At 70.7% G+C, this 19,976-nt stretch carries 19 protein-coding genes and 1 tRNA gene; 15 read left to right on the top strand and 5 right to left on the bottom strand.

What is annotated here, in order from left to right; genetic code table 11:
* Nucleotides 1-37: 37 nt before the first annotated feature.
* The gene (locus ACU6WY_RS09470; RefSeq protein WP_483819414.1) at nucleotides 38-2,710 is read right to left on the bottom strand and encodes a phosphoenolpyruvate carboxylase; all 2,673 of its coding nucleotides are present in this window, start codon (nucleotides 2,708-2,710) and stop codon (nucleotides 38-40) included.
* Between the two features lie 284 nt (nucleotides 2,711-2,994).
* On the opposite strand from ACU6WY_RS09470, the gene ACU6WY_RS09465 reads away from it, so the two are divergent.
* The 11 genes from ACU6WY_RS09465 (at nucleotide 2,995) to ACU6WY_RS09415 (ending at nucleotide 13,002) form a co-directional block, all read left to right on the top strand.
* On the top strand, nucleotides 2,995-3,585 hold the full coding sequence (locus ACU6WY_RS09465; protein ID WP_483821892.1) for a nucleoside triphosphate pyrophosphohydrolase: 591 nt from the start codon (nucleotides 2,995-2,997) through the stop codon (nucleotides 3,583-3,585).
* A 246-nt stretch (nucleotides 3,586-3,831) separates the two neighbouring features.
* Complete coding sequence (gene hisS / locus ACU6WY_RS09460; RefSeq protein ID WP_483821891.1) at nucleotides 3,832-5,082, top strand: histidine--tRNA ligase; 1,251 nt, start codon at nucleotides 3,832-3,834, stop codon at nucleotides 5,080-5,082.
* Nucleotides 5,083-5,200: 118 nt separating this feature from the next.
* Nucleotides 5,201-6,049, top strand: a complete 849-nt coding sequence (locus ACU6WY_RS09455) for an SGNH/GDSL hydrolase family protein (RefSeq protein ID WP_483819413.1) — start codon at nucleotides 5,201-5,203, stop codon at nucleotides 6,047-6,049.
* On the top strand, nucleotides 6,046-6,750 hold the full coding sequence (locus ACU6WY_RS09450; protein WP_483819412.1) for an O-methyltransferase: 705 nt from the start codon (nucleotides 6,046-6,048) through the stop codon (nucleotides 6,748-6,750). The genes ACU6WY_RS09455 and ACU6WY_RS09450 overlap by 4 nt, the downstream gene beginning before the upstream one ends.
* Before the next feature lie 61 nt (nucleotides 6,751-6,811).
* Nucleotides 6,812-8,092: a phosphopyruvate hydratase gene (eno, locus tag ACU6WY_RS09445; protein ID WP_483819411.1), complete on the top strand. Its 1,281-nt coding sequence runs from the start codon at nucleotides 6,812-6,814 to the stop codon at nucleotides 8,090-8,092.
* A 198-nt stretch (nucleotides 8,093-8,290) separates the two neighbouring features.
* Nucleotides 8,291-8,863: an FtsB family cell division protein gene (locus ACU6WY_RS09440; RefSeq protein WP_483819410.1), complete on the top strand. Its 573-nt coding sequence runs from the start codon at nucleotides 8,291-8,293 to the stop codon at nucleotides 8,861-8,863.
* Between the two features lie 65 nt (nucleotides 8,864-8,928).
* Entirely contained in the window at nucleotides 8,929-9,447 is a 519-nt protein-coding gene (locus ACU6WY_RS09435; RefSeq protein ID WP_483819409.1) for a DUF501 domain-containing protein, read from the top strand.
* Nucleotides 9,444-10,748 carry a S8 family serine peptidase gene (locus ACU6WY_RS09430; RefSeq protein WP_483819408.1) on the top strand — a complete coding sequence of 435 codons (1,305 nt, stop codon included), beginning with the start codon at nucleotides 9,444-9,446 and terminating at the stop codon, nucleotides 10,746-10,748. Before ACU6WY_RS09435 ends, ACU6WY_RS09430 begins: the two co-directional genes overlap by 4 nt.
* An 8-nt stretch (nucleotides 10,749-10,756) precedes the next feature.
* On the top strand, nucleotides 10,757-12,139 hold the full coding sequence (locus ACU6WY_RS09425) for an NAD(P)/FAD-dependent oxidoreductase (protein WP_483821890.1): 1,383 nt from the start codon (nucleotides 10,757-10,759) through the stop codon (nucleotides 12,137-12,139).
* 89 nt (nucleotides 12,140-12,228) lie between these two features.
* Nucleotides 12,229-12,301: transfer RNA gene (locus ACU6WY_RS09420), tRNA-Leu, on the top strand.
* A 131-nt stretch (nucleotides 12,302-12,432) separates the two neighbouring features.
* Complete coding sequence (locus tag ACU6WY_RS09415) at nucleotides 12,433-13,002, top strand: LemA family protein (RefSeq protein WP_483819407.1); 570 nt, start codon at nucleotides 12,433-12,435, stop codon at nucleotides 13,000-13,002.
* A gap of 54 nt (nucleotides 13,003-13,056) precedes the next feature.
* Here the strand turns inward: ACU6WY_RS09415 and ACU6WY_RS09410 are convergent, their stop codons facing one another.
* Nucleotides 13,057-14,298 carry a winged helix-turn-helix domain-containing protein gene (locus ACU6WY_RS09410; protein WP_483819406.1) on the bottom strand — a complete coding sequence of 414 codons (1,242 nt, stop codon included), beginning with the start codon at nucleotides 14,296-14,298 and terminating at the stop codon, nucleotides 13,057-13,059.
* 71 nt (nucleotides 14,299-14,369) lie between these two features.
* Here ACU6WY_RS09410 and ACU6WY_RS09405 point away from each other — a divergent pair, with 71 nt between their 5' ends.
* On the top strand, nucleotides 14,370-15,560 hold the full coding sequence (locus ACU6WY_RS09405; protein ID WP_483819405.1) for an AI-2E family transporter: 1,191 nt from the start codon (nucleotides 14,370-14,372) through the stop codon (nucleotides 15,558-15,560).
* Nucleotides 15,557-16,786 (top strand): threonine ammonia-lyase, encoded by a 1,230-nt coding sequence (gene ilvA / locus ACU6WY_RS09400; RefSeq protein ID WP_483819404.1) that lies wholly within the window; start codon nucleotides 15,557-15,559, stop codon nucleotides 16,784-16,786. Before ACU6WY_RS09405 ends, ilvA begins: the two co-directional genes overlap by 4 nt.
* A gap of 52 nt (nucleotides 16,787-16,838) precedes the next feature.
* On the opposite strand, the gene greA is transcribed toward ilvA, so the two are convergent.
* Entirely contained in the window at nucleotides 16,839-17,330 is a 492-nt protein-coding gene (gene greA, locus ACU6WY_RS09395; RefSeq protein ID WP_483819403.1) for a transcription elongation factor GreA, read from the bottom strand.
* Nucleotides 17,331-17,441: 111 nt separating this feature from the next.
* Nucleotides 17,442-17,837 carry a DUF4307 domain-containing protein gene (locus ACU6WY_RS09390; protein WP_483819402.1) on the bottom strand — a complete coding sequence of 132 codons (396 nt, stop codon included), beginning with the start codon at nucleotides 17,835-17,837 and terminating at the stop codon, nucleotides 17,442-17,444.
* A 63-nt stretch (nucleotides 17,838-17,900) separates the two neighbouring features.
* On the opposite strand from ACU6WY_RS09390, the gene ACU6WY_RS09385 reads away from it, so the two are divergent.
* Nucleotides 17,901-18,176 carry a hypothetical protein gene (locus ACU6WY_RS09385; RefSeq protein ID WP_483819401.1) on the top strand — a complete coding sequence of 92 codons (276 nt, stop codon included), beginning with the start codon at nucleotides 17,901-17,903 and terminating at the stop codon, nucleotides 18,174-18,176.
* Nucleotides 18,177-18,186: 10 nt separating this feature from the next.
* On the opposite strand, the gene trhA is transcribed toward ACU6WY_RS09385, so the two are convergent.
* Nucleotides 18,187-18,879 carry a PAQR family membrane homeostasis protein TrhA gene (trhA, locus tag ACU6WY_RS09380; protein WP_483821889.1) on the bottom strand — a complete coding sequence of 231 codons (693 nt, stop codon included), beginning with the start codon at nucleotides 18,877-18,879 and terminating at the stop codon, nucleotides 18,187-18,189.
* A gap of 223 nt (nucleotides 18,880-19,102) precedes the next feature.
* On the opposite strand from trhA, the gene ACU6WY_RS09375 reads away from it, so the two are divergent.
* On the top strand, nucleotides 19,103-19,813 hold the full coding sequence (locus ACU6WY_RS09375; protein ID WP_483819400.1) for an isoprenyl transferase: 711 nt from the start codon (nucleotides 19,103-19,105) through the stop codon (nucleotides 19,811-19,813).
* The last annotated feature ends 163 nt before the right edge of the window (nucleotides 19,814-19,976 follow it).

Below are 19,976 nucleotides of genomic sequence, written 5' to 3'. Positions count from 1 at the left end.
CCGGGGGCCGGCGCGTCGGAGGCGGAACGGATGCCGCTCAGCCGGTGTTCTGCAGACCCGCCGCCACGCCGCTCACCGACAGCAACAGCAGACGCTGGTGCTCGGCATCCGGGGTCGTCGCCTCGGCAGGGGCGTCACGGAGCGCGCGCAGGGCCCGCAGCTGCAGGAGCGAGAGCGCGTCGACGTAGGGGCTGCGCATCTTCACGGCGCGCTGCAGCACGGGCTTGTTGCCGAGCAGGTCGCCGCCGGTGATGCGCTCGACCCACGAGCGGGTGAGGAGCATCTCGTCCATGACGAGAGCGGCGAGGTCGTCGCGGTCGCCGAGGGCGAGGTACCGGCGCGCGATGCGCTCGTCGGCCTTCGCCAGGCTCATCGCGACGTTGTCGATCATCGTGCGGAAAAGCGGCCACTGCTCGTACGCCTCGCGCAGGCGCTGCTCGTCGCCGACCGCGTCCAGCGCCGTGCCCAGGCCGAACCAGCCGGCGAGGTTGATGCGCGCCTGCGTCCACGAGAACACCCACGGGATCGCGCGGAGGTCTTCGAGCGACTCAACCGAGAGTCCGCGGCGGGCCGGGCGTGAGCCGAGCGCGAGGTGACCGAGCTCTTCCATCGGGGTGACGGTGGCGAACCACGGAGCGAAGCCGGGCGCCTTCACCAGCGCGAAGAACCGTTCGCGCGAGGCGACGTCCATCGTGGCGGCGACGTCGGCGAACGCCTCGGCCGCCCCGCGGTTGCGTCGCTCGATCGAGGGGGAGGATGCCGTGAGCACCGCGGCCGCGACCTGGTCGATGTGGCGCATCGCAATGTCGGGGTCGCCGTAGCGGGCGAAGATGACCTCGCCCTGCTCGGTGAGCTTGAACCGGCCGTCGACCGAGTGCGGCGGCTGCGCGAGGATCGCGGAGTTCGCCGGTCCGCCGCCGCGCCCGAGAGCGCCGCCGCGGCCGTGGAAGAGCGTCAGCTCGATGCCCTCGGCCTCGGCCCACGTCGAGATCTGCGCCTGGGCCTCGTACAGCGCGAGGTTGGCGGCCACCGGACCGACGTCCTTCGACGAGTCGGAGTAGCCGAGCATAACTTCGAGGCGACGGCCCGTGGCATCCAGGCGGCGGACGAACGCGGGGTGCGAGACGATCTCAGCGAGGATGCCGGGGGCCGCCTGCAGATCGGCGAACGTTTCGAACAGCGGGATGACGTCGAGCACCGGCGGCTGTTCGCCCGGGCCCATCGCGTACCCGGCGAGCTCGTGGACGTTGGCCAGGTCGTCGGCGGACTGCGTGAACGACACGATGTACCTACCGGCCGCGCGGGGACCGAAGCGCTCCTGCACGTAGGCGATCGAGCGGAAGACCTCGAGCACCTCGTCGGTCTGCTCGCTGCGCTCCCCGCCGGCGCGGAGCTCGGCGAGCACCTTCGCGTGGACGGCGGAGTGCTGGCGCACCTCGAGCTCGGCGAGGTGGAAGCCGTACGTCTCCACCTGCCACACGAGACGCTGGAGGGCGCCGTACGCCTGGCGGGAGGCGCCGGCGGCGGCGAGGGAGTCCTGCACCGTGCGCAGGTCGGCGAGCAGGTGCTCCGGGTCGCGGTAGGCGAGGTCGGCGTTGCGCGTGCGCGTCGCGGCGATCTTGCGCGCCAGAAGCAGCAGGATGCGGCGGTGCGGCTCGTCGGGGGAGCGTTCGGCGATCTCGGCGGCGGCGTCTTCGTCGGCGGCGCGGAGGCGGTGCCACAGCGCAACGAGGGCGTCGCTGGGCGGGGTGGTCCCGGCATCCAGGGTCAGCCCGCGACCCACGCGCAGCGTTGTGCGCTCGAGACCGATCAGCACGTGCTCGCTCGCGATCGCGGCGGCCTTACGGGTGACGGATGCCGTGACGAAGGGGTTGCCGTCGCGGTCGCCGCCGACCCAGGACCCCACGCGGACGAAGGGCTTCACGATCGGCGCACGGGCGCCGGCGTTCTCGCCCTGGAGGATGTCGTCGATGCGGCGGTACACGCGCGGGACGGCGGTGTAGAGCGTCTCGTCGAACACCGCCATGACCGAGCGCACTTCGTCGACCGGTGACGGCTTCTCGCGGCGAAGGGGAGCGGTGCGCCACAGCGTGTCGATCTCTTCGAGCATGCGGCGCTCGGTGCGCCGGCTCTCGGTGTCGTTCTCGCCGGCGTCGTCGTGCTCGCCGAGCAACTCGGACAGCCGGCGGATGCTGGTGGAGATCGCGCGGCGGCGCGCCTCGGTGGGGTGCGCGGTGAAGACCGGGTGGAAGCGCAGTGCTTGCAGGCGTGCCAGCGCCGACTCCTCGCCGATCTCGCTCGACAGGCGCTCGAACGCCGTCGCGATCGTGTCGGGAGTGCCGCCGCGCGACGGACGGTCGCCGCGCTCGCGCAGGACGCGCACGCGCTGGTGCTCCTCGACGAGGTTGACCAGGTGGAAGTACGCCGTGAAGGCGCGTGCCACCTCGTCGGCGCGGGCGATCGAGAAGCCGTCGGCGATGGCCGCGGCCCGCTCGAACGCCTCGGGCGTCTCGTCGGTGTAGGCCTGAATCGTCGCCGTCCGCAGTTTTTCGACGTCGTCGTACAGTCCGGGGGAGCCGCTCTCTCGAAGCACACGGCCCAGCAGTGATCCGAGCAGGCGCACGTCGGCGCGCATCTGCTCGGGGAGCTCCTGGCCGGCTTCGAAACGGCCCACGAGGTCGATGGCCTCAGTCGGGGTCAGTTCACGCACACGCCCCAGATTATCGGCGTCCTGTTGCGGGCAGATCACGCGGGGTCCGCGGCGGGCCTCGGGATGGCGCTGCGGCCCGTGCGGAACTCCGGATCTTCTGCGGCCGCGCGGCGACGCTGGCGCGGAATTCCGCGGCGCGTGCCGACCCGGACCGGCAAATCTCCGGAATCCGGCACGTCGCAAACGCGGGAAGGGCCCGCGGGGGATACTCGGCAGAGCGGTGCACGGTCGCCGCAGAGGGAGGGATCGTGAGCGAAGACGCCCTGCGTGAGGCCGCCGAGACGATGCGCGCGGTGCGCGAGCGCTGCGTCTGGACGCAGACCATCGACCACCGCGACCTGGTGCCCTATCTCGTCGAGGAGAGCGCCGAAGTGATCGACGCCGTCGAGTCCGGCACGCGCGCCGACCTCCGGGAGGAACTCGGCGACCTGCTGTGGCAGGTGCTGTTCCACGCCGAGATCGCCGCCGGCGACCCCGACGAACCGTTCGACATCGACGACGTGGCGCGCGGACTCACCGAGAAGATGGTGCGCCGCCATCCGCACGTGTTCGGCGACGCCGTGGCATCCACCCCCGACGAGGTGCTCGTGCACTGGAACGCGGCCAAGGCGGCCGAGAAACGTGAGCGCACGAGTGTGCTCGACGGCGTCAGTGACCACATGCCCTCGCTGGCGCTGGCACAGAAGGTGCTCGGTAAGGCCGCGCAGGTCGGGGTGTCCGCCCCGCACGCCCCGCTCGCGCCCGCCGACGAAGCCGACCTCGGCGACGCGCTCCTCGCCCTCGTGCAGCTCGCGCGCGACCGCGGCTGGGATGCCGACCGCGCCCTGCGCGAGCGCCTCCGCGTCCTGCGGTCCGAGATCCGCGCCGCCGAGTAGCCCCGCGCCCCGGCCGCGCGCCGGCGCCCCGGGCGCCCCTCGCCCCCGGCCCCCGGCCCCCGGCCCCCGGCCCCCGGCCCCCGCGAGAGCACACGATCGGGACGAACGCCCACGATCCGCGCGCCCCGAACGTGTGCGTTCGTCCCGAACGTGTGCGTTCGCCGCCCCGCAACGGCGCCCGCGTGACGGGGCGCGGGCGCGGCCTGGAACAATGGAGCCGTGGCATCCGTGAACCCGCCGCGCGGCATGCGCGACTTCCTCCCCGCTGACAAGGCCCGGCGCGAGCGCGTGCTCGCCGTGATCCGCGAGCGTTACCGCGCGCACGGGTTCGACGAGATCGAGACCCCGGTGGTCGAGGAGTACTCGCGGCTGCACGCCGGTATCGGCGGCGACAACGAGAAGCTCTCGTTCAGCGTGCTCAAGCGCGGCCTCGACGCCGAGGCCATCCGCGCCGCCGCCGACGACCCCGCGGCACTGGCCGACCTCGGGCTGCGTTACGACCTGACCGTTCCTCTGGCGCGCTTCTACGCCACACACCGCGGGCAGCTGCCGACGGTGTTCCGGGCGATCCAGATCGCGCCGGTCTGGCGCGCGGAGCGTCCGCAGAAGGGCCGCTACCGCCAGTTCGTGCAGTGCGACATCGACATCATCGGGGATGCCACGGCTCGCGCCGAGGCCGAGCTCATGGTCGCGAGCCTCGACGTTCTCGACGCGCTCGGCCTCGAGGGGGGCACGATCCGCGTCAACGACCGCCGCGCGCTGGACGCGATGCTCGACGTGTTCGGCTTCGCCCCCGAGGAGCGCCCGGGTGTGCTCATCACGATCGACAAGCTCGACAAGGTCGGCGCCACGGGGGTCGTCGCCGAACTGCGCGAGCGCTCCGCGACGCCCGACGCCGTCGACGCGCTCGCCGCGTTCCTCGACCGGCCGACTGCCGACGGTTCCGCCTTCGACGAGGCGGCGATCCGCGCGGCCCTGCCCGACGGTGTCTCCGACGAGATCGTGACGCACCTCGTCGCGCTCGGCGACACCGTCGCCGCCGCCCGCGGGGGAGACGTGCCACTGCGCTTCGACCCGTTCCTCGTGCGCGGCATGGGCTACTACACCGGCACGATCTTCGAGCTGGCCCACCCGAGCGTCGACTACTCGCTCGGTGGCGGCGGCCGCTACGACGGCATGATCGGGCGCTTCCTCGGACAGGACGTGCCCGCGGTGGGCTTCTCGATCGGCTTCGAGCGGATCGTCGACCTCCTTCAGGATGCCGGTGACGCCGGGGACGACGCCATCGTGCTGGTGCACGACCGCGACGTTCCGCTCGCCGAGTTGCTGACGCTCAAGGCGGCGCTCGTGGCGGGCGGTTCGCGCGTGCGGCTCGAACAGCGGACGAAGAACATGAAGGCGCTCTTGGAGCGTGCCACCGCCGACGGCTACGCGCGGTTCGCGACCGTCTCGGCCGGCACGACCGCGGCACAGCTCGACCTCAAGCCGCTGGGCTGAGGTCGCCGACCCGGTCGTTCACGTCACACGGCCCCGCCGGGCGCGGTTCGGCCGGGCCGTCCGGCGACCGTCACGTCGCGGCCACACTCCGTTCACCCCCGCGGAGTGTCATCGAGTCATGCGCGTTTCCCGGGCTCGGCGTCCCGTGACCGTCGCGGCCGCTTCGTCGGTCGCGGTGCTCGGTGCGACCGCGGTGGCCATGCGCACGCTCATCTCGCGGCAAGCAGCCATCGCTCGTCGCCGCATCGGCAAGCCCCTGGGCGAGCAGGCGCTGAACGCCGACCGGGTCTGGCGCCGGAAGAAGCACCCCGGGCGTCCGGTCGAGCTTCTGCTCCTCGGTGACTCGATCGCCGCCGGACTGGGCGCCGGTCATCGTCGCGACACCCTGGGAGCGCGATTGGCCAAGGGTGTGGCCCGCGCGGCGGGCCGGCCCGTGCGGTTGCGCACGGCCGCGGTCGTGGGGTCGGAGACCTCCGCGCTGGCCGCACAGCTCGGTGCCCTGCCCGAGGGGTATGCCGCTGACGTCGCGGTCATCGTCGTCGGCGGCAACGACGTCACCCACCGCATTCCGGCCACGCGGGCGGCGGCACAGCTCGAGCGGGCGATCGACGACCTCCGCGCCGTGGGAACCCCGGTCGTGGTGGGCACGTGCCCCGACCTCGGGACTCTCCGGGCGATCCCGCAGCCCCTTCGTTCGCTCGCCGCACGCTCCTCGCGTCAGCTCGCCGCGGCGCAGGCGCGCGTCGCGCACCGCGCGGGTGCGCAGGTGGTCGGTCTGGCGCGCGCCGTCGGGCCGGTGTTCGCGGAGCGGCCCGACGAGATGTTCAGCGTCGATCGCTTCCACCCGAGCGCACTCGGTTACCGACGCACCGCCGAGGCCCTGCTTCCGGCGGTGCTCGCCGCTCTCGACCCCGACCGTTCCCCGGCGTTGACCGCGGACGCGGCGGTCGCAAGGCTAGGGGAATGAGCCTTCCCGACGGAGCCGACCGCGTCGACGCGTTTCTCACCGACACCCTCGTCGGCGAAGACCCGATTCTGGATGCCGCCCTCGCGGCGCAGCAGCGGGCGGACCTCCCCGCCATCGAAGTGTCGCCGGTCAGCGGCAAGCTCCTGCACCTGCTGACCCGCATCGCCGTCGCACGCCGGGTGCTGGAGATCGGAACCCTCGGCGGCTACTCCACAATCTGGCTCGCCCGGGCGCTCCCCGAGGGCGGAAAAGTGATCACGATCGAGGCGGAACCTCTCAACGCCGGAATCGCCCGGTCGAACCTCGAGCGGGCCGGTCTCGCCGAGCGCGTCGAGGTCCGCGAGGGCCGCGCGCTCGACGTGCTTCCGCAGCTGGTGGGGGAGGAGCCTTTTGATCTCGTCTTCATCGACGCCGACAAGGAGTCCAACACCGCCTACCTCGACTGGGCGGCGCGGCTCGGACGCCCCGGCACCGTCGTCGTGCTCGACAACATCGGCCGCGCCGGGAAGGTCGCCGATCCGGATGCCACCGACTCCAAGGCGCGCGGGAGCCGAGACGCGCTGGTCATGCTGGGGGAAGACCCCCGCTTCGACGCGACGGCGCTCCAGACCCTCGACCGCAAGGGCTGGGACGGTCTCGCACTGGCCGTGATCACCGACGCCGTGGCATCCGGCCCCACGGGCGGCGGGCGCGATCACTAGACTCGACCACGGACCGACGACGCTCCGCTCTCTTCCACCCAGAACCAACGAGGAGTCCTTCGTGGCACTTATCGAGGCTGTCAACGCGCGCGAGATCCTGGATTCGCGCGGTAACCCGACCGTCGAGGTGGAGGTGCTCCTCGACGACGGCATCGTCCAGCGCGCGGCCGTCCCCTCCGGCGCGTCCACCGGCGCGTTCGAGGCTTACGAGCTGCGTGACGGCGACAAGAGCCGCTACAGCGGCAAGGGCGTGCTCAAGGCCGTCGCCGCGGTCGTCGACGAGCTCGGCCCCGCCATCGAGGGTGTCGAGGCCAGCGAGCAGCGCATCATCGACGAGATCCTCATCGACACCGACGGCACCGACAACAAGTCGCGCACCGGCGCCAACGCCATCCTCGGCGTTTCGCTCGCGGTCGCCAAGGCCGCCGCCGACAGCGCCGACCTGCCGCTGTTCCGCTACCTCGGTGGCCCCAACGCGCACCTGCTGCCCGTTCCGCTCTTCAACGTCATCAACGGCGGCGAGCACGCCGACAACGGGATCGACTTCCAGGAGTTCTTCCTGGCTCCCATCGGCGCCGAGACCTACGGCGAGTCGCTGCGCTGGGGTACCGAGGTCTACCACGTCCTCAAGGGCGAGCTGAAGTCCGCGGGCTACAACACCGGTCTCGGCGACGAGGGCGGCTTCGCCCCCGACCTGCCCAGCAACCGCGAGGGCCTCGACTTCCTCATCCGCGCGATCGAGAAGGCCGGCTTCACCCCCGGCACCGACATCGCGGTCGGCCTCGACGTCGCCGCGACCGAGTTCTACAAGGACGGCGTGTACACCGTCGAGGGCAAGGCGTGGAGCGTCGACGAGCTCGTCGACTACTTCGCCGACCTCGTCGCGAACTTCCCCATCGTCACCATCGAAGACGCCCTGGCCGAAGACGACTGGGACGGCTGGAAGAAGCTCACCGACGCCATCGGCTCCCAGGTGCAGCTCGTCGGCGACGACCTGTTCGTCACCAACCCGAAGCGTCTGCAGCAGGGCATCGACCTCGGTGTCGCCAACTCGCTGCTGGTGAAGGTCAACCAGATCGGCACGCTGTCCGAGACCCTGGATGCCATCGCCCTGGCGACCCGCTCGGGCTACACCTCCATGCTGTCGCACCGCTCCGGTGAGACCGAAGACACCACGATCGCCGATCTCGCCGTCGCCGTGAACGCGGGCCAGATCAAGACCGGTGCCCCCGCCCGCAGCGAGCGCGTCGCGAAGTACAACCAGCTGCTCCGCATCGAGGAAGACCTCGGCGGCGCCGCGGTCTTCGCGGGCCGCTCGGCCTTCCCCCGCTTCAAGGGCTGAGCACACCCCACCGCAGAAGGGGGGAGCCGTTCGGCTCCCCCCCTCGTCGTCTCCGCACACGCGGGCCCGGCGTCTTCCGAAGAGAACCCGAGCGGATGCCGAGTCCTCGGCGCGTTACCCGGGCGGTGCCGATGCCCAACGTAGAATCGGCTCCTGCCCGGGCGAGAAGTCTGCCCGGCGGTGCGAGGAGGGAGTGCCATGGACAGGCCGACTCTTCCCCCGGCACCCGACAAGCGAGACGCGTCTCGACCCGCCGCCGCGAAGAAGCGTCCCGCTGAACGCCCCCCGCGCGGACCGCGCCCGTCGCCGCGGCGCGTGGACGTGCGCGGATGGCTCGGGGGACTCCGCGTGTCGGGGTTCGTCGTCATCATGCTCGGCCTGGTGGTGCTCGGGACGTTCGTGCTGGTGCCGACCGTGGGCACGTACATGGACCAGCGGCAGCAGATCACCGCGCTCGAGAACGCCGTCGCGCTGCGTCAGTCCGAGGTGGCCGAGCTGCAGTCCCAGCGCGAGCGCTGGTCGGACCGGGCGTACATCACGACACAGGCGCGCGAGCGTCTTTTCTACACGCTGCCGGGGGAGGTCGTGTATCTCATCGACGACGACCTGCCCGCATCGGAGGCGCCGCAGGAGCAACAGGACGTCTCCGAGGACGTGGGACAGACACGCACCGACTGGATGTCGCAGCTGGTGCGCTCGGTGACCTCGGCGGGTGCCGCGCAGGTCGTCGTGCCCCCCGTCGGCGTACCGGATCCGGCGCCCGCCCCCTGACGCCTGTCGCCGCGACGACACGGCCGCGCGGCGAGCCCTGGGGTGCGACGGGTACCCTGGGGGCGATGAGCACGCCGCCCCTGCCCCCCGCCTCCGACGCCGACCTCGATGTGCTGCGGTCGCAGCTGGGTCGTGTCCCGCGCGGCGTGATCGGCATCGCGGCTCGGTGCGTGTGCGGCAACCCGACCGTCGTATCCACGTCTCCGCGGCTCGACGACGGCAGCCCGTTCCCCACGTTCTACTACCTCACTCACCCCGCGGCGACCGCCGCGATGTCGGTGCTCGAGGCCGGCCACGTGATGAAGGAGTTCTCCGAAGAGCTCGCCGAGGACGACGATCTGCGCACGGCCTATGCGGCGGCACACGAGGCGTATCTGCGCGACCGCGCGACCTACGGTGAGCCGGAGGAGATCGCGGGCATCTCGGCGGGCGGCATGCCGACCCGCGTGAAGTGCCTGCACGCGCTGGCCGGACATGCGCTGGCCGCGGGTCCCGGGGTCAATCCGATCGGCGATCGTGCCCTCGCCCGCGGCACCTGGTCGCCCGACCGGTGTGAGTGCGAGACCCCCGGAGCGGGCGGATGAGACGCGTCGTCGCGGCCGTGGCATCCGTCGTTCTGACGGTGATGCTCACCGGTGCGACGACGGCCCCGGTCCCGCAGGACCCCACCGATCCCGTGCGCGCCGCGGAGTACTGGCTCGACCAGTACGGCATCCGTGACGCGTGGAAGACCACGCGCGGCGCGGGGCAGAAGATCGCCGTGATCGACACCGGCATCGCGCGCGGCCCGGTGGAGTTCTCGGGGGCCGTCGTCGGGGGCACCGATGTTTCGGGGGTCGGATCGACCGATGGGCGCACGCCCGTCGGCGCGGTCGATGCGAACCACGGCAGTTGGGTGGCCTCGCTCGCTGCGTCGCGCGGAACCGGGAACGGGCGCGGCATGATCGGTGTCGCCCCCGAGGCCGAGCTCCTGTCGATCTCGGTCGGCTTCGGTGCGGTGACCTCGAAACCGTTCACCGAGCAGATCGTCGAAGCGGTCCGCTGGGCGGTGGATGAGGGGGCGACCGTCATCAACATGTCGCTGACGACGAACACCCTCGACTGGGACCCGAGCTGGGACAGCGCATTCCAGTACGCCTTCGACAACGACGTCGTCGTGGTTGTCGCGGCCGGAAACCGCGGCAGCGGAACGGCGCGCGTCGGGGCTCCGGCGACGATCCCCGGTGTGCTCGCGGTCGGCGGCGTCGACCCGTCGGGTCTGGCCAGCAACGACGCGTCGACGCAGGGCATCACGATCGGCGTCTCGGCGCCCAGCGAGCGTCTGCTCGGCGTCTCCGCCGACGGCACGCTCGTGCAGTGGAACGGCACGAGCGGGGCGGCACCGATCGTCTCGGGCATTGCCGCGCTCGTTCGCGCCGCGCACCCCGAGATGGATGCCGACAACGTGCTGAATCGCCTGATCCGCACCGCCAGGCCCGCGCCCGGTGCGGGATCGGGACAGAGTCCGCTCTACGGCTACGGCCTGGTCGACGCGGCGGCCGCGGTCACGGCATCCGTGCCCACGGTGACGGAGAACCCGCTGGGCGACCTCGCGGAATGGGTGCGGTTGTACCGCCGCGCGGACGCGCCGGCACCGACCGAAGGACCCACCGCCGCCCCGGTCGAGATCCCGCCCCTGCCACCCGTGGAATCGGCCCCGCAGGCGTCATCTCCGCTGCTGCCGACGCGCGACAGCCTGCTCTACGGCACGCTTCCGCTCGCGGGGGGCACCCTCGTCGCTATAATGATTGCGCTCGGCGTCAGTGCTGCTGCCCGGCGAATCCGACAGGCGCGCATCTCTCGCGAGCCGAGCCGCCCCACCAATCAGGAGTCTCTCCCATCGTGACCAGCACCGTGCCTAAGATCCTCATCGTCGGCGGAGGCTACGCGGGCTTCTACACTGCGTGGAAGCTCGAGAAGCTCCTCGGCCGTAACGAGGCCGAGGTCACCATCGTCGACCCGCTTCCCTACATGACGTACCAGCCCTTCCTCCCGGAGGTCGCTGCGGGCGAGATCGAGGCTCGCCACGTTGTCGTGGGTCTGCGCCGCCACCTCAAGCGCACCGCCGTGATCGCGGGCAAGATCACCGGCATCCAGCACGCGTCCAAGACCGCGACCATCACCCCGATCGCGGGCGACGAGTCGTGGCAGCACGAGTACGACCACATCGTCGTCACCGCGGGCGCCGTCTCGCGCACCTTCCCGATCCCGGGCATCGCCGAGAATGCGATCGGGTTGAAGACGGTCGAAGAGGCCGTGGCCATCCGCGACCGCCTCACGTCGAACTTCGACAAGGCCTCGGTCCTTCCGGCCGGCCCCGAGCGCGACCGTCTGCTGACCGTCGTCGTCGTCGGTGGCGGGTTCGCCGGCATCGAGGTGTTCGCCGAGCTTCGCGCCTACGCGTCGTCGCTGCTCAAGCAGTACCCGACGATCGCGTTCGACGACACGCACTTCCACCTCATCGAGGCGATGGGCCGCATCATGCCCGAGGTCTCGCAGAAGACGAGCGAGTGGGTGCTGGCCGACCTGGCGAAGAAGGGTGCGTTCGTGCACCTCGACACGCAGGTCAAGGGTGCCGTCGACGGCGTGATCGAGCTCTCCACGGGCGAGCAGCTGCCGACCGATCTCATCATCTGGACCGCGGGGGTCATGGCCAACCCCACCGTCGTGCGCGGCAGCGACCTGCCCGTCGAGGAGCGCGGCCGCATCCGCACCCGCCCTGACCTGCGCGTCGGCACCGACGACGAGATCGTCGAGGGCGCGTGGGCGGCCGGTGACGTCTCGGCCGTGCCCGACCTCACCGGTGGCGGTGTGGGAGGATTCTGCGTCCCGAACGCCCAGCACGCGGTGCGCCAGGGCAAGCTCATGGCCAAGAACCTCGTGGCCGTGCTGCGCGGTGAGGAGCCCAAGCAGTACGTCCACAAGAACCTGGGTGCGGTCGCCGGGCTCGGTCTGTACAACGGTGCGTTCCAGTCGGGCAAGATCGCCCTCACCGGCCTGCTCGCGTGGTTCGCGCACCGCGGCTACCACGGTCTGGCCATGCCGACGTGGGAGCGCAAGTTCCGCGTCGTCGGTGATTGGGTGCAGAACTTCCTGCACGGCCGCGAGACGGTCTCGCTCGAGGCCGTGCAGACCCCTCGCGCCACGTTCGAGGAGTTCGCCGCGCGGCCCCGTCCCGCTCAGCCCGCGGCCGAGGCTCCGGCCGAGAAGAAGCCCGAGGCCGTCGCCGCCAAGTGACACCGGTCGAGACCCCCGCACTGTTGGTGCGGGGGTCTCGTCGTTTCCGGAGAGCGTCACACACCGCGCTACGGTGGAGCGTGGCATCCGCCCCCGTAGCCCAATGGCAGAGGCAGGCGACTTAAAATCGCTTCAGTGTGGGTTCGAGTCCCACCGGGGGTACGCGATCGACATCGCCGCATCGTCGGCGTCAGCGTGCGTGCGGATGTACTGGGAGTCGCCTGCGCAGCCCCGTGTCCGGGGGTCCTGCGCGGTTAGGATTGTGCCGCAGGCGTCGAACGGAGTGGGGACATATGTGGGAGTGGCTCGTACCGGTCATCGTGATCGTCGCGATCCTCGCGATCGCGGGGATCTACCTCTGGGCGACATACAACTCCCTGGTGTCGCTGAACGTCCGCGTCGATGAGGCCTGGAGTGACATCACCGTGCAGCTCAAGCGGCGCGCCGATCTGCTGCCGAACCTCATCGAGACGGTGAAGGGCTACGCCGCACACGAGAAGGCCGTCTTCGAGAACGTCACCCGAGCGCGCGCCGAAACCATCTCGGCGCAGAGCCCGGCCGAGGCGGGCGTGGCCGAGGGCCACATGCAGCAAGCGCTGAAGTCGCTCTTCGCGGTCGCGGAGGGCTACCCGCAGCTGCAGGCCAGTCAGAACTTCCTCCAGCTCCAGCAGGCCGTGGTCGACACCGAAGACAAGATCCAGGCGTCGCGCCGGTTCTACAACGGCGGTGTGCGCGAGCTGAACACCAAGATCAAGGTGTTCCCCAACAACCTCTTCGCGCGGCAGCTCGGCTTCCACGAACGCGAGTTCTTCGAGGTGGTCGACGGGGCCGCGATCTCGGAGCCCCCGCGCGTGCAGTTCTGACGCGCCGCCCGCCGACGCGAACGACGGTTCTGGCCAGTCGGAGCTGACGACGCGTCAGTTCTCCCGCCCGTCGGGGTGGTCGTGGCGGTCCGCGCGGAGCGCACCCGCGAGAGTGTCGGAGGCATCGCCCCAGCGCGCGACGGTGACCGTCTCGAGCCCCTGCCACGTCGCGGCGCGGCGCAGCTCATCGGCGATGCGGTCTGCCGCGTCGACGGGGGCCCCGGGCTCCCACCACGCTGACTGCACGCGCAGGGCCGATGCGGCGCGGTCGGCCTTGAGGTCGATGCGCGCGACGACGTCGTCTCCGACGATCACCGGCAGCGAGTAGTAGCCGTATCGGCGTCGCGCGGCGGGCGTGTAGATCTCGATTCGGTAGTCGAAGGCGAACAGGCGCTCGGCGCGGTCGCGGAACCACACGACCGGATCGAACGGGGTGAGGAGCGCCGTGGCGTCGACGCGGCGGGGGCGCGCGGCATCCCGATGCAGCCAGGCCGTCGCCGGTCGCCCCGCGGCCTGCCAGCCCTCGACCGTGACCTGTTCGAGCTCACCGGCGTCGACGAGGTCGCGCAACGCCGCGAGCACCGCGGGCCGGTCGCGGATGCGCCAGTAGTCGGCGAGATCGGCGGCCGTCGCGACGCCGTAGGCCACCGCCGCCCGCCGGACGAGTTCGTGAATGGCCTCGGCCCGCGGAACGGGGGAGTCGAGCACCTCGGCCGGCAACACGTCGGAGGCCAGGGCATACCGACGCTCGAATCCGCGGCGACCGGCGATCGCGACGTCGCCCTGGAGCCACAGGCGCTCGAGGCCGTGCTTGACGTCGTCCCACCCCCACCACGACCCGCGCGACCCCTGTCGCGCGTCGTGTTCGATCTCGGCGGGACGCAACGGCCCGCGTGCCGCCAGCTCGTCGCGCAGCCATCGCAACAGCGGGGTGTGGGCTCGGGCCCAGTCGTCGTCGCCGTACTTCTCGCGGAGGGCGTCGCGACGGAACTGCAGCAGCGGCCAATCGTCGACGGAGATGAGGGATGCCACGTGCGCCCAGGACTCCACCCACCGTGGACGCCGGTCGAACGCCAACCGGTCGAGGAGCGTCGTGTCGTACGTGCCCAGGCGGGCGAACAGGGGGAGGTAGTGAGAGCGCGCGAAGACGTTGACCGAGTCGATCTGCAGCACCCGCATGCGGTGCAGCGTCGCCGTGATCTGGCGGAGACCGGGCTGCGCGGGACGCGGGCGCGCAAACCCCTGCGCGGCCAGCGCGATGCGGCGTGCGTCGGCTCGTCGGAGGGTCGTCGTCATGGGCGCCAGCGTAGACGTGCCCTCCGACATCCCCGGCGTGGGCCACGCGGACGCGGCGGTAGGCTGGCGTGATGACCGGAACCGATCCCGAGGACCGCGGATCGTTCTTCGACGCCCTCCGGCGGCGCACCGTCTCGAGCGATCTCAGCCCCGCTGTCCCCGCGGCCCTGCGCCAGGCGACGGCCTACTCGTGGCGACTGCTCGTGATCGCGGCCGCGGTAGGCGTCGTGATCTGGGTCGTCATCCAGCTCAAGCTCCTCGTCATCCCCCTCCTCGTCGCGATTCTCGTCACCGCGCTGGTCTGGCCGGCGTTCTCGTTCCTTCTGCGCCACCGGTGGCCGCACTGGCTCGCCATCGTGGTGACGCTGCTCGGCACGGTCGCGATCATCTCCGGGCTGCTGTGGCTGGCGGTGTGGCAGATCACTCGCGAGTTCGGCTCGGTACGCGCGCGCACGGTCGATGCGGTCAGCCAGTTCCGTCAGTACCTCATCGACGGACCGCTCCACCTGAGTGCCCAGCAGATCGACGACGGCCTGCGGCAGGCCAGCACCTTCCTGCAGGAGCAGGCCGAGGTGCTCTGGACCGGAGCGCTGGCCATCGGCACGACGATCGGCCACGTCGCGACCGGCCTTTTGCTGACCCTCTTCATCCTGCTGTGCCTTCTCGCCGATGGCGGGGGAATCTGGCGCTGGACCACGCGGCTGTTTCCGCGCGTGGCCCGTCCGGCGGTCGATGGTGCGGGGCGTGCGGGATGGCGCACGGTCAAGATGTACGCGCGTACGCAGCTGCTGGTCGCCACGATCGACGCGATCGGCATCGGTCTGGGCGCCTTCCTGCTCGGCGTGCCGCTGGCGATCCCCATCGGCGTGCTCGTCTTCCTCGGGGCGTTCGTCCCCTTCGTGGGCGCGGTGGTCACCGGCGCCCTGGCCGTTTTCATCGCCCTCGTGTACAACGGGCCGCTCATCGCGCTGTTCATGCTCATCGTCGTGCTCGGTGTGCAGCAGATCGAGAGCCATGTGCTGCAGCCCATCCTCATGGGGTCGGCGGTCAAGGTGCACCCGCTCGCGGTCGTGCTCGTCGTCGCGGGTGGCGCGATGATCGGCGGCATCCCCGGTGCCCTGTTCGCGGTACCGTTGGCGGCCTTCGTCAACGTCGTCGCGGTGTACCTCAGTAGTTCTGCGTGGCGTGAGGGCACGGCATCCGTCGATTCGGCCGACCTCATCTGGCAGACCGTGCCGCGGGATCGCGGAAGGAGATCATGATCGACACGCCCACCCTGGCCGAGTTCGAGGATGCCGCGCAGACCTTGCGCGGCATCATCGCGCGGACCCCCCTCGACCAATCGCTGCATCTCACCGAACTGCTCGGCGTACCGGTGCACCTCAAGCTCGAGAACCTCCAGCGCACGGGATCGTTCAAGATCCGCGGAGCGACCTACCGCCTGTCGCGGTTGACCGCCGAGGAGCGCGCGCGCGGAGTCGTGGCCGCCTCGGCCGGCAACCACGCGCAGGGCGTGGCCCTGGCCGCCCAGCAGCTGGGCATCGCCGCAACGATCTTCATGCCGCTGGGCGTACCGGTGCCCAAGCTCCTGGCGACGCGCGGCTACGGCGCAGAAGTGGTGCTCGAGGGTGCCACCGTCGAGACGCCGCTGCGGTTGGCGGCCGAGTTCGCCGAGCGCACCGGGGCGGTACTCATCCACCCGTTCGACCATCGCGACATCGTCGTCGGTCAGGGGACGCTGGGGCTCGAACTCGTCGAAGACCTTCCCGACCTCGACACGGTGATCGTCAGTATCGGCGGGGGAGGGCTCGCCGCCGGTGTCGCTGCCGCGGTGAAGGCACGCGCGGCCGCTGTGGGTCGTGAGGTGCGCATCATCGGCGTGCAGGCCGAGAACTCTGCCGCCTACCCGTCGTCGCTCGCTGCCGGCTACCCCATTCAGGTCCCCACGACCCCGACGATCGCCGACGGTATCGCCGTCGCCCGTCCGGGCGACCTCCCCTTCGAGATGATCCGCCGTTACGTCGACGAGGTCGTCACCGTGACCGAAGACGACATCGCGCGGGCGCTTCTGGTGCTGCTCGAGCGCGCGAAGCAGGTGGTCGAGCCCGCCGGCGCCGTGGGTGTCGCGGCGATCCTGGCGGGCAAGGTCCAGGCGACCGGCACGACGGTCACGATCCTCTCGGGTGGGAACATTGATCCGTTGCTGCTCCAGCGCGTCGTGGCGCACGGGCTCTCGGCATCCGGTCGCTACATGTCGCTGCGGATTCCGCTGCCCGACCGACCGGGTCAGCTCGCGCGCGTGTCCGAACTGCTGGCGCAGGTCGGGGCGAACGTGATCGAGGTGCTGCACACCCGGCATGGCCAGGGGCTGCAGATCAGCGAGGTCATCCTGCAGTTGAGCGTCGAGACCCGCGGGGCCGAGCACCGTGCCCTCGTGATCCAGACCCTCGAAGAGGCCGGCTTCATCGCGACCGTCGTTCCGAACTGAAACGCATCGAGCCGCTCACCCCGGGCGGGGGAGCGGCTCGACGCGTGCGGGGTCACTGACCCGTGTAGGTCTCGACCTTCACGATCTCGACGGAGATCTGCTTGCCGTTGGGAGCGGTGTACGAGCCGCTGTCGCCCTCTTTCATGCCGAGGATCGCCTCGCCGAGCGGGGACGCTTCGCTGTACACGTCGAGCTCGGAGTCTGCCGCGATCTCACGGTTGCCGAGGAGGAACACCTCTTCGCCGCCGGCGATGAGGGCGGTGACGACGGTGCCGGATTCGACCACACCGGTGCTCTCGGGAGCCTCACCGACCTTGGCGCCCTTCAGCAGGTGCTGGAGGGTGCGGATTCGAGCCTCCTGCTTGCCCTGCTCGTCTTTCGCGGCGTGGTAGCCGCCGTTCTCTTTGAGGTCGCCCTCTTCGCGCGCGGACTCGATGCGCTTCGCGATCTCCTCGCGGCCCGTGGTCGAGAGGTGCTCGAGCTCGCTGACGAGACGGTCGTAGGCATCCTGGGTGAGGAACGTCACCTGAGCGTCGCTGGACACGGTGGTCTCCTTCGTCGATCGGGCCGGCGGCGACGTCACCGGAGTGCGGCCGCCGGGGCAGATATGTCGAACGCCCCGGCTTCGAGCCGGGGCGCCTCTGGAACGAAAAGCCTACGGCACCCAGCAGGCGTTGACAAAACCTGTCGTGGCCAGCGCCAGGGTGGGGATGTCTTCCGAGAATGCGCGGCTGTGCTCGTCCGACGCGGGGTATTCCACGACCCGCCAGCCGACCGTGCCGTGCTCTTCGTCTTGCGCCTCGATCGCGCAGGCCACCGGGCTGCCGACGGGGGAGGTGATCTGGAACGACACGCTCACCCCTTCGGCATCGTTCACGACGAAGCCCGTGTCGACGGCGGTGACCGAGGCCAGGCTGTTGGCGACGGTGGTCCACCCGAGCCCGCCGATGAGCGCGAGGGCGACGACCCCGACGATGCTCCACAGTGCGATGCGACGACGCGGGGAACGGCGTCGGCCGTAGCGCTCGTCGAGCATCTCCTGCGTCGTCATGGTCTCCCCGGGCTTTAGGCTGGACTTCCAGGCTACGCGCTTCCGCCCGGACCGAAGGACTCCATGCTCACCGCGCTCGCGGCCCTCGCGGCCACGCCCACCCCCGTGCCGACCCCCGATCCCGGGATCGTCACCCCGGGGCCTCTCGGTTTCGCCGCCATCGCCTTCATCGGCCTCGCCGTGTTCCTCCTCGTGTGGGACATGCTCCGCCGCATCCGCCGCGGTCGCTACCGCGAAGAGGTCAACGCCGAGCTGGATGCCGAAGAGCAGGCGCGCGCGGCACAGGCGGCCAGCGAAACCGACGACGAGGACATCGACCCCGCCGCTCCTCGGAGCTGATCCGGCCCCGTCAGCCCCCGTGATAGGCGGGGGCGAGCGCGATCAGAAGGCACGCCGTCCAGTGGCACAGGAAGGCCAGGACGGTGCAGACGTGGAAGATCTCGTGGAACCCGAAGTGTCCGGGCCACGGGTTCGGCCGCTTGAGCGCGTAGACGATCGCGCCCGCGGTGTAGAGCAGCCCACCGACGACGACGAGGACCATCATCGCCACGTTCGCGGCGAGCAGGTCGCCGAGGTACATCACGGCGGCCCATCCCAGCGCGAGATAGAGGGCGACGTAGAGCCAGCGGGGCGCGTGAATCCAGAAAACGCGGAACAGGATGCCGAGGATCGCACCTCCCCACACGATCGAGAGCAGCAGCACGGTCTGCGGCGTCGGCAGCGCGAGCACCGCCAGGGGCGTATACGTGCCGGCGATCAGCAGCAGAATGTTGGCGTGGTCGATCCGCTTGAGCACGGCCAACGTTCGCGGCTTCCAGTTGAACCGGTGGTAGAGCGCGGAGTTGCCGAACAGCAGCATCGAGGTCGCCATGAACACCGCCGATGCCCACTTCGCAGGGGCGCCCTGCGCCAGGCTGATGAGCACGATGCCGGCGGCGATGGCCACAGGGAACGTGCCCGCGTGGATCCACCCGCGCCACGTGGGCTTCAGGTCGGCTTGCGCGCCGACCGCGCCCGCTTCCAGGAGGGGGAGCTGGGGCATTTCGGGGCCATCGTCAGCGGGGGAGGGGGTCACCCCTCGACCCTACGTCGGGGTGCATACCCCCGCCGGCACATTCTCGGTACCTCACCCCCGTCCCGGGTGGACGGTCACCCGGCGGTGGCCCCGGCCCGCGACGCGGTAGCGTAGGCGGGTGGCGCGCGTACGAAGGAACGAGGGGCGAGGCCCCCTCTACCGTCTGTACATTTCGCGTCTACGCCGCCGCATGCCCACCACCGTGCCGCATCACGTCGCCATGATGATCGACGGCAACCGGCGGTGGGCTCGGCAGCTGGGTTTCGACAGCGCCGCCCACGGACACCGCGCCGGGGCCGCGAAAATGCACGAGTTCCTGCGCTGGTGCGACGACCTCGGCATCCAGGTCGTTTCGCTCTATCTGCTCTCTCACGACAATCTGCGCAAGCGAGACTCGCGAGAACTCGACGACCTGCTCGACATCATCGGCGAGCTCGCTCGCGAACTCTCGCACGAACCGGATTGGCGCGTGCAGCACGTGGGGCGATCCGAGGGACTGCCCCCGACGCTCGCGGGAGTGTTGGCCGAGGTGACCGAGCGCACGAAGACCCACACGGGCCTGCACGTGAACCTCGCGGTGGGCTACGGCGGGCGCAGCGAGATCGTCGACGCGGTGCGCAGCATCATTGCGAAGCACGATCAACGGGGCGGTTCCCTCGAGGAGCTGGCCGCGAGCCTCACTCCCGAGCAGATCGGCGAGCACTTGTACACCGGCGGCCAAGCCGATCCCGATCTGGTCATTCGTACGTCCGGCGAGCAGCGGCTGAGCGACTTCCTCCTGTGGCAGTCGGCGCACTCGGAGTTCTATTTCGTCGAGGCGCTCGGCCCCGATCTGCGCGAAGTGGACTTCCTTCGCGCGATCCGCGACTTCGCCACCCGCGACCGCCGCTTCGGTCAGTAACAGCCGCTGTTTACGCATTCGTCATCTTTCGCGGCGTGTTAACGTCTTCCCGCCCTCGCGCGCGGCCTTACGGTGATCACATCGGGCACGGAGCCTGATCGAGTCGGCCTTCGGATCGCGACTCGTGACCCACAGGTCGACTCGTGACAGCCGGGTGAGACAC

Source organism: Microbacterium sp. ZW3a (genome assembly GCF_057167165.1).
This window is presented reverse-complemented; position numbering and strand designations above follow the sequence as displayed.

Excerpts from the sequence above, each read along its gene's own strand:
- ACU6WY_RS09440 (WP_483819410.1), top strand. The coding sequence starts at position 8,291 with ATGGACAGGCCGACTCTTCCCCCGGCACCCGACAAGCGAGACGCGTCT.
- ilvA (WP_483819404.1), top strand. The coding sequence starts at position 15,557 with ATGATCGACACGCCCACCCTGGCCGAGTTCGAGGATGCCGCGCAGACC.
- ACU6WY_RS09450 (WP_483819412.1), top strand. The coding sequence starts at position 6,046 with ATGAGCCTTCCCGACGGAGCCGACCGCGTCGACGCGTTTCTCACCGAC.
- ACU6WY_RS09415 (WP_483819407.1), top strand. The coding sequence starts at position 12,433 with ATGTGGGAGTGGCTCGTACCGGTCATCGTGATCGTCGCGATCCTCGCG.
- ACU6WY_RS09410 (WP_483819406.1), bottom strand. The coding sequence starts at position 14,298 with ATGACGACGACCCTCCGACGAGCCGACGCACGCCGCATCGCGCTGGCC.
- ACU6WY_RS09465 (WP_483821892.1), top strand. The coding sequence starts at position 2,995 with ATGCGCGCGGTGCGCGAGCGCTGCGTCTGGACGCAGACCATCGACCAC.
- ACU6WY_RS09385 (WP_483819401.1), top strand. The coding sequence starts at position 17,901 with ATGCTCACCGCGCTCGCGGCCCTCGCGGCCACGCCCACCCCCGTGCCG.
- ACU6WY_RS09390 (WP_483819402.1), bottom strand. The coding sequence starts at position 17,837 with ATGACGACGCAGGAGATGCTCGACGAGCGCTACGGCCGACGCCGTTCC.
- trhA (WP_483821889.1), bottom strand. The coding sequence starts at position 18,879 with ATGCCCCAGCTCCCCCTCCTGGAAGCGGGCGCGGTCGGCGCGCAAGCC.
- ACU6WY_RS09375 (WP_483819400.1), top strand. The coding sequence starts at position 19,103 with ATGCCCACCACCGTGCCGCATCACGTCGCCATGATGATCGACGGCAAC.
- ACU6WY_RS09405 (WP_483819405.1), top strand. The coding sequence starts at position 14,370 with ATGACCGGAACCGATCCCGAGGACCGCGGATCGTTCTTCGACGCCCTC.
- ACU6WY_RS09430 (WP_483819408.1), top strand. The coding sequence starts at position 9,444 with ATGAGACGCGTCGTCGCGGCCGTGGCATCCGTCGTTCTGACGGTGATG.
- ACU6WY_RS09435 (WP_483819409.1), top strand. The coding sequence starts at position 8,929 with ATGAGCACGCCGCCCCTGCCCCCCGCCTCCGACGCCGACCTCGATGTG.
- ACU6WY_RS09455 (WP_483819413.1), top strand. The coding sequence starts at position 5,201 with ATGCGCGTTTCCCGGGCTCGGCGTCCCGTGACCGTCGCGGCCGCTTCG.
- hisS (WP_483821891.1), top strand. The coding sequence starts at position 3,832 with ATGCGCGACTTCCTCCCCGCTGACAAGGCCCGGCGCGAGCGCGTGCTC.